16 protein-coding genes are annotated in these 12,623 nt (G+C 41.3%); 1 reads left to right on the forward strand and 15 read right to left on the reverse strand.

Going from position 1 to position 12,623, the window contains the following annotated elements; translation table 11 throughout:
- The 15 genes from R7035_RS24320 to R7035_RS26225 form a co-directional block, all read right to left on the reverse strand.
- A partial coding sequence (locus R7035_RS24320) for a DUF4158 domain-containing protein (protein WP_206926118.1) occupies positions 1–1,127 on the reverse strand: 1,127 nt, incomplete at its 3' end.
- Between the two features lie 128 nt (positions 1,128–1,255).
- The gene (locus tag R7035_RS24325; RefSeq protein ID WP_077284361.1) at positions 1,256–1,558 is read right to left on the reverse strand and encodes a hypothetical protein; all 303 of its coding nucleotides are present in this window, start codon (positions 1,556–1,558) and stop codon (positions 1,256–1,258) included.
- 106 nt (positions 1,559–1,664) lie between these two features.
- Entirely contained in the window at positions 1,665–2,393 is a 729-nt protein-coding gene (qatD, locus tag R7035_RS24330; RefSeq protein ID WP_025634089.1) for a Qat anti-phage system TatD family nuclease QatD, read from the reverse strand.
- Positions 2,390–3,724 (reverse strand): Qat anti-phage system QueC-like protein QatC, encoded by a 1,335-nt coding sequence (gene qatC, locus R7035_RS24335; protein ID WP_025634087.1) that lies wholly within the window; start codon positions 3,722–3,724, stop codon positions 2,390–2,392. Before qatC ends, qatD begins: the two co-directional genes overlap by 4 nt.
- Positions 3,717–4,574 carry a hypothetical protein gene (locus tag R7035_RS24340; protein WP_054574966.1) on the reverse strand — a complete coding sequence of 286 codons (858 nt, stop codon included), beginning with the start codon at positions 4,572–4,574 and terminating at the stop codon, positions 3,717–3,719. Before R7035_RS24340 ends, qatC begins: the two co-directional genes overlap by 8 nt.
- A 6-nt stretch (positions 4,575–4,580) precedes the next feature.
- Complete coding sequence (locus tag R7035_RS24345; RefSeq protein WP_025634902.1) at positions 4,581–6,344, reverse strand: P-loop NTPase fold protein; 1,764 nt, start codon at positions 6,342–6,344, stop codon at positions 4,581–4,583.
- A 43-nt stretch (positions 6,345–6,387) separates the two neighbouring features.
- On the reverse strand, positions 6,388–6,639 hold the full coding sequence (locus R7035_RS24350; protein WP_025634901.1) for a hypothetical protein: 252 nt from the start codon (positions 6,637–6,639) through the stop codon (positions 6,388–6,390).
- A gap of 375 nt (positions 6,640–7,014) precedes the next feature.
- Positions 7,015–7,506, reverse strand: a complete 492-nt coding sequence (locus R7035_RS24355) for a hypothetical protein (RefSeq protein WP_139351521.1) — start codon at positions 7,504–7,506, stop codon at positions 7,015–7,017.
- A 228-nt stretch (positions 7,507–7,734) separates the two neighbouring features.
- Positions 7,735–8,217, reverse strand: a complete 483-nt coding sequence (locus R7035_RS24360; protein ID WP_025634898.1) for a hypothetical protein — start codon at positions 8,215–8,217, stop codon at positions 7,735–7,737.
- Positions 8,217–8,549, reverse strand: a complete 333-nt coding sequence (locus tag R7035_RS24365; protein ID WP_029811850.1) for a hypothetical protein — start codon at positions 8,547–8,549, stop codon at positions 8,217–8,219. Before R7035_RS24365 ends, R7035_RS24360 begins: the two co-directional genes overlap by 1 nt.
- A 17-nt stretch (positions 8,550–8,566) precedes the next feature.
- Positions 8,567–9,073, reverse strand: a complete 507-nt coding sequence (locus R7035_RS24370; RefSeq protein ID WP_029811849.1) for a hypothetical protein — start codon at positions 9,071–9,073, stop codon at positions 8,567–8,569.
- Positions 9,074–9,108: 35 nt separating this feature from the next.
- Complete coding sequence (locus R7035_RS24375; RefSeq protein ID WP_025634894.1) at positions 9,109–9,609, reverse strand: hypothetical protein; 501 nt, start codon at positions 9,607–9,609, stop codon at positions 9,109–9,111.
- Positions 9,610–9,694: 85 nt separating this feature from the next.
- A complete protein-coding gene (locus tag R7035_RS24380) occupies positions 9,695–9,991 on the reverse strand; it encodes a helix-turn-helix domain-containing protein (protein ID WP_025634893.1) in 297 nt (98 codons plus the stop codon).
- A gap of 199 nt (positions 9,992–10,190) precedes the next feature.
- Positions 10,191–10,919, reverse strand: a complete 729-nt coding sequence (locus R7035_RS24385; protein WP_025634892.1) for a hypothetical protein — start codon at positions 10,917–10,919, stop codon at positions 10,191–10,193.
- Positions 10,920–11,057: 138 nt separating this feature from the next.
- Complete coding sequence (locus R7035_RS26225) at positions 11,058–11,264, reverse strand: excalibur calcium-binding domain-containing protein (protein WP_077284359.1); 207 nt, start codon at positions 11,262–11,264, stop codon at positions 11,058–11,060.
- A 235-nt stretch (positions 11,265–11,499) separates the two neighbouring features.
- Between R7035_RS26225 and R7035_RS24390 the strand changes: the two genes are divergently transcribed.
- Positions 11,500–12,623: DUF4158 domain-containing protein (locus R7035_RS24390; RefSeq protein ID WP_225455828.1), on the forward strand; the 1,124-nt coding region annotated here is incomplete at its 3' end.

The following is a 12,623-nucleotide window of genomic DNA, read 5'->3' on the forward strand; positions in this document are numbered from 1 at the left end:
TTCAGGTAAAGGCAGAGGGTCTGGATATCCCTGTCATTCATGACCTTCAATGCCTGTTGTCTGACTACTGAGAAGGGCTGATTGTCATCAATATTCTCGTCAACAAACAGGTGAAGTAGCTCTGCCGCTTTCGTGACATTGTCCGCAGCTGACTGCCAGGACAGGAACACTGCTTGTTGTGCAAAGGCGTTGGCGGCTTCCTGTTGTTTTCGGATATGGTAAACAAACCCATCCGTCAGGCGCTCCAGTGCAAGTTGCATGCGCTCTGTCAGATGACACAGTAACCACAGGTGCTGCTGTGAGCGTTTGAAGCGCCGCACTTTACTGCCGTAGTAATCAATAAGGCCGCTGAAGTGTTGTCGATTTTTTAGCGACAGATTGAGCCTGTCCACAACGTCATTTATTTGCGTGTGCCATGGTGCTAACCGGTGGTAAATGGCGAGCTCTTTTTTAAGCTCAGGCACGGTCAGACTTTTGGCACCACCCCTGAGATGGCTCAGACTCAGCCCGTCGTCTTTAGTAGTGATTATGTTGTCCAGAAAGACGTTAAGTTCATTACTGGTAAGTTGATTCAGTTGGAGCGTCAGGTCTTTTCTGACCTGTTGCATTGTGCGGCTTATCAGTCTTTGAAGCACGGAGTACTTAGGAATGGCAATGTTATGGCTGGCAAGGTATTCAATGGCCGCATCAAAGAGGTGTCGAGGCTCCAGCCAGGCATGACCAATGTAAACCAGGTGGTGGCACAGAGCATTGAGGTGCTGTTTTTCATTCCACTTATTGTAATTTAGTAGACGCAGTATCCTTGAGTAAATACGGTCACGCTGCATTTTACTGACACTGAAAGGCCTGATCCCTTTACCTCTTTGAATTTGGGAGGCAATAAACTGCATGTCGATACTGATATCACGGAAACTCGGAGCAATGATCACTGGCTTAGATTTAAAATAGCCCAGAAGCGCCACGAAATAACAACGATGTTTAGTAAGCCTGATAGTACGGCATTCGGCCTGTTCTACATCGTTTAGCGAAAAATACAAACGTTGTTCCTCAATAGAAAACTGAGGTGCTGAATACAAGTCTCGTTGTTCTGCCTGAGTCAGAATCGAGAGTTCATTACTAATTGCCATGATGAATAAACGCCAATATGATTGATGGTGTTTATATAAGATGGCAGAATATTGGAAGGTAACCCACCGCCACAGACCATATAATATAATACCTGTAGCGTTCTATGTTACTTTAGAGGGGAAAATCCCTAGAACCCCAAGAAGTTACGTTCCTTGAGTGCCTTAGCTAGCAACGATTCTGTAGTCGCTTGAAGTACGTTTAAAGATTTTAGATGTCCTATTAGTCTACCCATCGTCTTATCACTAACTTCCTGATCAAAGCTATCAAACTTAGCCTCCCACTCCTCTTGGGTGTGCTTAGACTTTGCCTCTCTTTCGTATAAATCACAAAAGATGAGCAACTGAATAATCGATTGCTCCACACATTGAGCACGATACATCGCTAAACCGTAATATGCGTAAACTTCTTTACAATGTTCTGATTTGTCCATAATAATTTTTTTTCGTTTGGGTCATATTTTCTCCACCTAACAAGGTGGCTAGCTCAAGATCTACATTTATAGGTCCCAATTGCACAACATCTCTACAAAGATGTATTCATTTAGCAACTAATTGACGTAAATTATTCTTCAACTGTCTAACTGTATCTGATTGAGACACTTCCCATTCTTTAGAAAGATACTGAATTACGGTATCAACATCTGAGGGGAACAGTATTTTTCCCGAAACTTTCGCAAAAGGTCCATCTGTTTCTAGAAGAATTTTATCTTTAGGTAACCAAGATATAAGTCGCTTTCCACGTGCTGAGAAAAGCATTGCTGGTCCAACTGAAAAATAACAACCTATATCGACAGCTTCTAATAACTGTTTTTTTGTCCCCAAAAACCAGTGGAGAACAGGGATGCCTGCTTTCGGGTGTTTTTTCAGACACATTAAGGTTTCGTCTACTGCATTCAGGCTATGTATTGTTAGAACTTTATCATTGAATGACTCACATTTTTTCAGAATGTGATTAAAAACCAATAATTGGTCATCAAAATGCTCTCTCCAGCCTTTTGATCCATCTAGTCCAATCTCACCTATATATTTAGTTTTCTCTATAAGTCGATCGAAAATTGGTAGTTCATTTTTCCTTAAATGAGCTAGCTGAGGGTGCAATCCCAAAGCGGTTTTGCAATGCTTAAGCCCTTTTGTGAGATTAACAGTGCCTTCGAAGGCTGAAGGCACTGTTGTTACAGATAATACGTAATAGTTTGAGCGTTCAATGTCATCCAATACCTTCTGATGTTCGGGGTATAGATCAACATGGCAATGCATATCCATCATGATGTTTTGTTAGCCTGTATAAACACTTCAACTTCCATCAAACCACGCTTAAGCGTTGATTCCAAGGCATTACGTATAGACTTATCTAGTGGGATTGGACCAGATTTACGTAGCCAAGATTTGTAATTATTGGTTTGCTTCAACCGGATAATGGCTGTTTGAACTGCTTGCAGGTCGTCTCTTGTATCCTTCTCTTTAATTAGCGTTTTCAATCGCTTTGTTTTATATGGTGCGTCATCATCAAAGCCAGCATGATGAACAGATGCTCTTCTAATTAGACAGGGCAAGCAGTGCCCACATTGTATGTGTTCTCTGTGCCAGTGGCTGCATGAAACGCTTAGCGGTACGGCTTTTTTAATAGCGTTTTGGTCAACGCACTCAGCCAACATCTCCCCCTTTGTTTTAAACTGATAAGGGTTTACGAATTTGACGTCAAAACCTATGCGTGTCAGCAATTCTTCCAACCTCTGCAAGAAGTTGGGGTGTGTGGTTCTCGTACTGTGACTACCTATTCGCCTTCTAGTTAGTGGTGGATTGATTGAGATATAGCCATTCTCAGGAACGATAATGGTTTTAATACTGGCATCACAGTTAGCACTTCTCAGTGCGGAAATGCCCAATACGGCCATCGCCAAGAAGTTAAAGCTTCTCCCACGCATACTTATGTCCGTTCTGCCTTCATATGTTTTAATTATATGAGGAGAAATTGAATAGGAGAGCTCAGCAAATGGAGAAGACAACAAAGTCTTAATTTCTTCCTGTTTTGCACCATCTCCACGATAGGCGTGACTTACTAAGAGAGGCTTATATTCTGACTCTCCATTAAGGATATCAATAGCACCCACTGCACTATCAAGACCGCCAGAAAATAGGCAAACAGCATTTTTTCCTAGAAGAGTTTTGGCTTTATATTTAGCCTGCTTACTTATCTTAGGTTTAGGCAGTTCCATTGATGTCTGCTCAAAAGTGAACATCCATTGATCGCCAGTAAGAAAGTTCAAAATTGAACTCAACTCAGCGCTTTCTGCATTCCATATATTCGGTTCACTTACAGGGATGTGAAGGTGCATTTGCCTTGACCAAGCATTCTCAGCCTTCTCTCTTAACTCAAAAGTATCTGCTGCGGTAACAGCGGAAGCAATTGTAATTAAATCGATTGCCTTAGGCTCAACAGCAACTCCCAAGTCTCTTACTGTTTGCAGTAGTCCTCTGGAAGCTAAGCTGTGTTTTTTTTGATCATATTCGTGAGTGTGGAATAGTTGTACAGGGTGGCATGACTCTGAATATTCAGGTAGTTGGTTTGGATTATCATTGAAGTAAAACTTAGTCATCGAAACTCTCCCATTCTTCAACGGTCATTGCGATGGTATCAGCTTGAATCTTGGTAATGTTATTTCTGGTGATATTGCTAGGGTTGCCATTAGTGACCTTGTCTAGCTGCTCCTGAGCTATTACCTTGATAAGCTCCCTTAGCTCAACTTCCATGCTATGGTGCTTGCTAGCAGGTTCTACGTGGAACCAAGCCCTGCCCATGCCTTCAACCACATCTTGGAAAATCAAGTCAGTTAAATAGCAGCCGATGGCTTGTTGGATTACTTCTTCAGTAAAACTATTTGGATCGAAATCTTCTGTATCTGGTAGCGCTTCTTCCAGCGCGTAATCTAAGGCAATTCTCACAGAGTCTGAGTCAGCATTATCAGGAGCCAAATGTGAAGCAATTCTATCAATAGCTTGGTCAGTGGATAGGCCTTTCAAGTCATTTAAGGAAAGGCTTTGGTTGTTGACAGTAACAGTGTCTCCACGCATTACTCCAAGTAAACCAGTACCAGCCGTTATCCCACTAGCCAACCTTCGGCTTGTGGTTTTTCCACCACCAGAGCCTTTTTTAGAATAACTCTTTAGTGCTCGCCTTAGATCAGAGCTTGAACCTCCGGCCTTGGCATAATTCCCGAATTCTCTTCTAGCTCCTGCAAAACGGTTTGCAGGATTGGCAGTACCAGATGGTTTGCCGATTTCCTGCTGAACTTTTTCATTGTCGATTTCCTTGTCACCTTGATTTTCCCCGTCCGGGCCACCAGTATCTTGAGCTGGCTCAATTGTTACAGGCGGACTTTGTTCAGCCCATGACGGAATGAGTGGGCTCTGGTTATTAGGGCCAGTTGATGATGCTGAAGTACCCATTAATACCTACTTTTCTAATTCCTTGATAATTACATTCAACCACCTTTGCTTTGGCAGTCCCTTCACGTAAGTTAGTAGCGCCTTTTTACATTTAGGCTCTTCAACTGCTAGTAGTCTCGCGCCATATATGCCTGGGGGAGCTTTTGACCAATCACTTACAGTCCTGAAGTTTTCAATTAGTCCATCCATCACAGCTAAATAGTCTTCTCTTGGGGTCGCTGCTATGGCATTTTGGTTTGTATGGCTTAGTCTTTCCGTTTGTTTCATTAAATCCTTCACAAGCTTTTGAGCAGCGCCGGACATAACTGCATTCACTAGGCCCATGGGGATACTCTCTCTACTTAAGTATGCCGCTGGGGTCAGGTTCACATTTGCAAACATCGGTGGTAGCTTCGACCACTTGTCAAGAAAGGCTAAATCTAGCTTCCACTCTTCTGGTAAATCCATATCATCGAATTCAGCTTCTGGATCTTCCAATTGAGCCAGAATCTTTGGAGAACCACTCTCTGTATCAATCAACTGATACAGTTTGTTTGTTGCTTGAGTCCCCAAACAACGCTCAAATATCACCAATTTGGTAATGGTTTTCTCATCCAGCTGCATACCACGACGGAGTGCTGTTTTTCTTCTCATTTTCACCTGATTTAAGAGGCGTTTAACAATTCGAGGGTTCCCATTTATATTGGAGGACTCTGCGAGCAATGGAGCAAGTTGTTCGGCCACGATGAACTTACTTCTGAGTTCGTCCTTACCCTGAACATCTTGAACTTTATCAACGTCCAAAAGCTCATCGACTGATATGGGTGACTGCTTCCAAGATAGCTGAAGAGACTGCTCTAGGCTTTCCCTAAGCCCCTCAAGCTGGTCACTCGTAACGCCATGATCTTGAGCTGTCAACATCATCAGGTAAGCTCTGATTTCTAGAGTACCAGGTCTTGGAACGTGTACTGGGATTTGAATTAATTTATCTAGGTAGTCTGTTTGGTGGCGCTGCGAAGCTCCCTTGTGATATTCCGGCACAGCTAAGCGGATCATATCTTCGTCTGCCGCAATCACGAATGCTGTATTTGGTAAAAACAAAAATAGTCGTATCGCTTCCAGCGTCGAAATTGCATTAAATGGCGAGCAACGGTCCAAGTTATCGACATAGACTATGAGTGGTTTATCAAATTCACTCAACAAGTCTGAGTACGCATTGCGGAACTCTTTAATTTCTTTTGGGGGTGAAAAAGCCTTTTTAGGCTTTAAAATTTCTTTGTTATCTTTAGCTATCTGCTTCGCACCATCTACTGCATCCTTGGCATCACCAAAGTCTAGTTCGCGATCCTCTCCACCACTGAATAGCCCCATCAACTTCTGAAAACCACCCATGGTGGGAACGCCAGCTAAAGCTGCACCACCATCCATCAATAATCCCAAAGATCTAATGATGTCAACACGTCCTGCAAACTCTTTAGCCTTCTTGCTCAAGCTGGCGTTGTCTTTCGCTTGGTTTACCAAGGTAGATGCAATTGTCTCTAATAGAGCCGCTTTAGCATCGTCATAGCCTTGATACATCCATGCATCGAAATGGACTTGAATGTAGTCTTGCTTCTCTTCAGATATTGATTTTTTGGTTAGCTCTAAGATTGTTGATTTTCCTGCCCCCCAATCCCCAAAAACGCCAACAGATATTGGCATCAATTCCTTTTCGGTGATTAGATCCTTAATCGATTCGGCAGTTTCACTAAAATTTAAAAAGTCTAGTGAGGACTCTTTATCAGACCACATTTAAACCCCATTTTGTCTACAAAATAGCTGTTTTCAACACGCACTATTTTCTGACTTTTAAGTCAAGCCCCAAAACTAGAGCGTTGGAACCATCTTTATTTGTTAAGACTTCTATTTTATTTGCCCGTACACTGACTTCTTCAGGTAACTCATCTTTAGAACAATGGATTACAAACTGAGTTTTGGTATTCTTGTAGCGGCTAATTAGCCCTTCATCTATGTACTTTTCAACATCTAATGGCGTTGAAAAAATATCCATATTCCTTTGAAGCTCTTCGGTTTCCTTAGTGTTCATATCTTCCTCATTTCTGCCAAAGCTATAACAGTCTATATCAAACTAAATATTCTGTTATTAGGAAAAATAGGTCAAATGATGACAAAAGAAGTGTGTCCCAAATCAGAGTCTGGCAAACTTCGGGGCATTTTCGATTTAGGAATGGCAGCGTATCGATTGCGATCGCGGCTATTTTAGCATGAGACTTTATTACTCTCTCACAGTAGAGTTAAAATAAAGCTAATCTGGTAAATAAAACGTCGGAACTGATTGCCAGGACTTTAAGTGACTATAAGACAGGAATCGAACTACCTGCCAGTTGCATTTGATACTTATTATCCCTGCTGGCAAGCGAGGTGACGAGCTGGTAGCTATTGCAATAGCTCAGAACAAGTGCTAGCCACTGGACGATAAACCTAACTTTGAAAGACTCTCTTCTCCTGTCAACACTGGGTGATAATGAAAGTGCGGTTTTAGACTTTCAGCAAACTGACTGACAACTTTTGGAAAGCCACTGTCTCCAGCTTGACTCTCGTAAGTTGAAATAAACGTAAAATCTAGTATCTCCATAGAAGGCAACGTCAACCATGCGTGAATATTGGCCATATTGGTAGGTGAACAGTCTAAAATTGATGACTTGATATCATCCTCAGTTAACTCAAAATATTTATTTCCATCAAATGTAATAGATCCAATAGTGAATATTGGTGGCGCTCCGTAAAAATGTTCTACCGCTTTCATTAGTTGAGAATGAATATTTAGACACTGTCCTACGAGATCGGTGTCTTTTAGTGGGTTATATAGATAATTTAGAAAATCCAAGCAATTTTGAAGGTTTTCATCACTACAAAATTTCGCATCTAAAGCCTTAAAGCGTGTATCAGACAATTTAAGGTACCTTGAGCGCTCAATCGCCAATTCGAACTCTTCCAAATATCTCAACTTCTGCTCCTAAGCATAAACGCCCTATTAAGGTTTGAGCAACGCAATACTGATGCCGCCGCATACCACCTTCATCACCTAAACCAACGCATAGTCAAAATGCCACACGTGCCGAATCACTCTTGAACAATTTGTTATGTTCATAGCTACTCTAAATCAACACTAAGGTTACTATCATTTTGGCCAACGGTTGTAGATCCAATACAGACATCTTGAAACACCACCAGCAATTCCTCCAAGTAGGATCAATGCCAGACCTTTAAACCCGGAAGATAGAGCATAGCCTAACTGTATTGATGTACTTCCCCAGCCGTTGGATAAGCCAGTTGATATAGCTAGTCCGAAGAGAATGATCAAGATAAAGCTAGTAATACTAATTTTCCACATTTTCATTACCAGAGAGAAAGCGAATGCAATGTAGATTAAGACCCTCAGCAATTCGATGAAGCCATAGTTAGCCATCCCAGCAAGAACATAGTTAATCGATTCGGTTAAGCTTAAAACCGCACTAAACAGAGCAAATATGGCCGCCCCCATGAAGATTACTTGTGGTAAATTGCTAACTGAAAGGTATACAAACAATCGGTTAAACAGCTGAGTAAAGAGTTTCGTCAATTTGTGTAATGAAGTGCGTACAGGGAATCCTATTTTGATCATTACTTATTTTCCATTGCTCTTAGCGCCTCACCCAGTAGCTCTTCTGTACTTAGATTTTTGTTATTAGCTAGGCTCTTATCAACTGTTCTCAGTGCCTTATATTCTGTACTTGTACTTTCGCCATCGATGTCTTCTTGTCGACGTCCATATGCAATGTAAATGTTATGAAAGACTCGATTGCGCTCCTCTCCAGTACAATCTAAATTTGCCAATTGCTTTTCAGCACCTTCAAACATGATGTCTAAGCTATCATCTGTTTTGGCTTTACAGAAATGCCGATAGGCTGTATCAATGCTTGTCTCTGTAGAAACGACAAATTTTTTCGTATTCATTTTAATAATTTTCTCATTCACTTAGCTAGAGTAATACTAAATCTATCCATGTAAGATAATATTTCAATTTCATTTTTATAAACTTCGGTAAGTTTACGTTTAGCTTTATTATACGCCCCTAACTTTCCATACTTCTCCACGGACACAACTGTAGTCTTTGTCGATAATGATCCGTCATCACCATATACATACCACTTGGCCAAATAATGGAGTTTTTTTCTTCGAGGGTCTGATTTGATAGGTGCGTTCTTTTCTATTAGTTTCGGCTCTAGACTATGGGGTAATCGGGTAAACAGTTCAGGCTCATTCAAGACTCTTTTCCAAAGCTTTTTCCCCCACAACTTTATGCCGATTTCGTTCCTTAACCTAATAGCTTTCTTTAGACCTTTCTTCTCTCCAATACGGATATAACCAACCGATCTATGAAGAATTTTATCTTCGGGTGTATGGATGTGAATCTTAAATGCAGTCTCAGCTTTTGAGATAAACCTAAGACCAGTGTTTGTCTCGAAATTGGATTTCATGTTCTAAGCTAATTATCCGTATAATTAATTGATATTTAATCTTCGTATTTACTGAGTTTGGTCTCCAAACTAGTGATCAATTCCGGTAGTTTAGATACATACTCTTTAAGCATAGTTATTTGATGTTTAGCTAGGCTTCGCGCTTGTTCAAGCTCCCTAGTTGTCACTAACTTTGAAGCATCTCCTCCAATATTTTTCCAAAGTCCTGCATCAAGTCTCTGGTTTTTATACTGTAGATCACCACCTTGAGTGCGAAAGCCGGTATCGGTTTCTTTGATTGCGATACGCTCTTTGATTTCCCCAGCTCCAACGGTGTAAATTTTAAAGGGAGCTTCGACCTCGGGTTTTCTTCTCGAAGACATGGGAATTCCTGCAATCTTACGACAGGTCTTGCAAATAGGTTTTCCGCTTAGTTTTGCATTTTCTATACTTTTGTGGGGGTCATTACTAAACCAAAGGTGTTTACCACATAGTGAGACCCATTGGCTTTCTTTGTTCTTACTCACATCGTGGTTAATATCAATAATACAAGGCATGTATATTCCTCAAACCTATCATGGCATTACTCACTATCAGAAAGTGTGAAGGGACTTCTTTGAAGTATCGCGTTTAAGGGGTAATTCAATCATCAAATTTACTCGGATAATTTAGCACATCACACACGTGCTGTCGATTAATTTCTATCCAATCACGATTTACTGCACCCCAATCTATTATCTTAAACTCACCACCTTTAGTGTGTTCAATTTTAATCTCCAATTCATGAATAGCTTTGATAGTATCCTGTGCCGTTCTACGAGGCATATTCGTTGCTTCCACTATTGCTGGGACAGTGTTAAAACCTCTATCAATTAGATATGCAACTAACAAACGTCTCAGAAATGAGGTTTGAGTTTTACTCGGCTTATTATCGTTCATGCTATCCTTCTTCGTTAAACAAGTTTTTTTTGAACAGTATTCATCATCTTCGGTAGGTAGTAATTCCCATTACACTGTAATATCTTACGTCATGACCTAGTTAACAAATGGTTTTCATTTAACCTAGCCTAGGCTTAGTAAACCATCTATACAACTAGACCACGACACAAGTGACAACGTCACGCAAAACTCAACCAAATTACTTTATGTTCCCGAACATATGCTTTAAGCAATGTGAAGTTCCAATATGCTGGTACAGTCTGTGTGAACGTAGTTTGTTTAATAGATTCGGACTCTTTAAATGCTTTATGCAGTCTTCGACTTCTCCCCGAGTAAAGAAACTACTTGGCATATTAAAATTAGTCGGGTGTACTGCCAAGCACCTCTCATTATTTGAGTCGGTATAAGTCATTTCAAACTCTAATTCCGGGTATATTTTCTGTAGCATGTTGATCTCATATACATAGCCCATATACTCATGATCAATGAACCTTTCGTGAATGTTTACGTTAGAAAGAGGGGAGGTATTTCTAAAAACTTCCTGGTTGTGGTGATAGAGGAACCGCGCAGTTATGGTCCTATGTTTTCCCTCTTCAATGAAGTAAGCATCCTCAACTTTTGTAAAAGAAATACCTGGTTTTACATGATGATCTAAATAGTAATTTGGATTTTCTTTGAGTTCCATTAGGGCTCGCTCAATACGTTTTAAGTGACGCCCACCTAAACAGTCCCCCCACTTCATCGCATCATAGCCTTGGCTATGACCAACAACGCGCTCTAAAGGAATACTGCCAAATCTCTTCTCAATATGTGGAAATAGATAAATTCCTCTACCCGTCAGATAATCGTCGAGAGGGAGTAATTCCGTATTGGTGAAATAAGCCGGATTTAGTCCATTTAGCTCCAGTATATTTGTTTTGATTGCCATACTCAGTTCCTCGTTAGTTTTTAAAGGTTTTAGCCACCGATTCGCTGGTGGGCTAATGAGCATATCAAGCAAAATGTCATCTCTACTACCTGAAGTCCCGCTTTTTGGAAGTCCAGTGATCGTATAGATAGAGTCGATTTATTCACATACAACCCCATCACCATCTCTATCGTTCATATAAGAGTATGCAGGATGTGATCTTCTTACTGGTGCAATACCATTTCTGATAGCTTCCTTGCAAGTAATCCTACCGTTATTATCTTCGTCATACATAAGTAACGGGGCGGACTTTGAAACGTTTCTCGTGGTTTTTATACTTTCCTCAGCAGGTTCATGTACGATCATTTCAGTGCTTGTGCAGTTTCTTAGTACCGAATCTAACGTTTCCACTTCTCTGCGGTCTACACTTAGAGCGTATTTCAACTTTACCTCGACCACTCTGGGGTTCTAGGGATTTTCCCCTCTAAAAAGACATAATCCTCTGTAGACCACACCAATAAATGGCTGCGGAGGTGGGTTACTACTTATAAGTGTGGCAAATTAGGTAAATATCGTACATTTAATACGGAACAGCCCTGATATGGCCATCAAAAACGAAATTACTATTCTCACGAGAGCAGAACAGGCAGATCTTTATTCCCCACCCATTTTTTCAATCGAAGAACAATGTCTGTACTTTTCTCTGAACGATGCGGAATTGGCAGTTTTTCGGTCAATTCGTCTCAGAGCTCATAGATGTTACTTTGTCGCGATTTTGGGATACTTCAAATCAAAGCCCGTCATCCTAGATATCGCTTACTCGCAGGTTTCTAAGGATTTAATGTTCATCAGTAAAGAGCTGCTTGGCGGCAAGGGGCTCAGACCATTCACTCCCTCACAAAAACAAAAAGATCGACTCTACGCAAAAGTATTAGACCTTGCTGGTTATCACAAATGGGACGAAAGTCAGCACTTCAATTCTCTTTTCGACCACCTTGTTCAGGTGGGCAATGCCTGGCTGGAGCCGCGTTACCTCTTTGATACTGCTATTGAATTCCTAACCAGTCACAGCATTGCTATCCCTAGGTACACCGTACTCCAGAGACTGATAAGCAGAGCGATGCAGCAGGTCAGAAAAGACCTGGCGCACCAACTTAATCAACTCACCAGTCCTGAACTTCACGTCTTTCTGGACAGCATAACAGCCATTGATGACGGACTAAGCCTGAACCAGCTCAGAGGCGGTGCAAAAAGTCTGACCGTACCTGAACTTAAAAAAGAGCTTGCCCTTTATCATCAGTTAGCGCCATGGCGCACGCAAATCAATGGCGTTATCGATGGGCTTAATCTGTCTCTTAAAAATCGACAACACTTCGGTGAGCTCATCAACTATTACGGTAGTAAACTCAAACGATTCAAACGCGCACAGCAGCATCTATGGTTGCTATGTCACCTGACAGAGCGGATACAACTGGCACTGGAACGGTTAACTGATGGGTTCATTTACCATATCCGCAAGCAACAAGAAGCTGCCAACACCTTTGCACAACAAGCAGTGTTCCTGTCCTGGCAGTCAGCCGCGGACAATGTCACGAAAGCGGCAGAGTTACTGCATCTGTTTGTGGATGAGAACATTGATGATAATCAACCCTTCTCAGTAGTCAGACAACAGGCATTGAAGGTCATGAATGACAGGGATATCCAGACCCTCTGCCTTTACCTGAA

This window comes from Vibrio sp. 1731, from assembly GCF_033339955.1.
Lineage (GTDB): Bacteria > Pseudomonadota > Gammaproteobacteria > Enterobacterales > Vibrionaceae > Vibrio > Vibrio alginolyticus.

Bases quoted from the DNA above. Each gene is read 5' to 3' on its own strand.
- R7035_RS24325 (WP_077284361.1), bottom strand. From the start codon at position 1,558: ATGGACAAATCAGAACATTGTAAAGAAGTTTACGCATATTACGGTTTA.
- qatD (WP_025634089.1), bottom strand. From the start codon at position 2,393: ATGATGGATATGCATTGCCATGTTGATCTATACCCCGAACATCAGAAG.
- qatC (WP_025634087.1), bottom strand. From the start codon at position 3,724: ATGACTAAGTTTTACTTCAATGATAATCCAAACCAACTACCTGAATAT.
- R7035_RS24340 (WP_054574966.1), bottom strand. From the start codon at position 4,574: ATGGGTACTTCAGCATCATCAACTGGCCCTAATAACCAGAGCCCACTC.
- R7035_RS24345 (WP_025634902.1), bottom strand. From the start codon at position 6,344: ATGTGGTCTGATAAAGAGTCCTCACTAGACTTTTTAAATTTTAGTGAA.
- R7035_RS24350 (WP_025634901.1), bottom strand. From the start codon at position 6,639: ATGAACACTAAGGAAACCGAAGAGCTTCAAAGGAATATGGATATTTTT.
- R7035_RS24360 (WP_025634898.1), bottom strand. From the start codon at position 8,217: ATGATCAAAATAGGATTCCCTGTACGCACTTCATTACACAAATTGACG.
- R7035_RS24365 (WP_029811850.1), bottom strand. From the start codon at position 8,549: ATGAATACGAAAAAATTTGTCGTTTCTACAGAGACAAGCATTGATACA.
- R7035_RS24370 (WP_029811849.1), bottom strand. From the start codon at position 9,073: ATGAAATCCAATTTCGAGACAAACACTGGTCTTAGGTTTATCTCAAAA.
- R7035_RS24375 (WP_025634894.1), bottom strand. From the start codon at position 9,609: ATGCCTTGTATTATTGATATTAACCACGATGTGAGTAAGAACAAAGAA.
- R7035_RS24380 (WP_025634893.1), bottom strand. From the start codon at position 9,991: ATGAACGATAATAAGCCGAGTAAAACTCAAACCTCATTTCTGAGACGT.
- R7035_RS24385 (WP_025634892.1), bottom strand. From the start codon at position 10,919: ATGGCAATCAAAACAAATATACTGGAGCTAAATGGACTAAATCCGGCT.
- R7035_RS26225 (WP_077284359.1), bottom strand. From the start codon at position 11,264: ATGATCGTACATGAACCTGCTGAGGAAAGTATAAAAACCACGAGAAAC.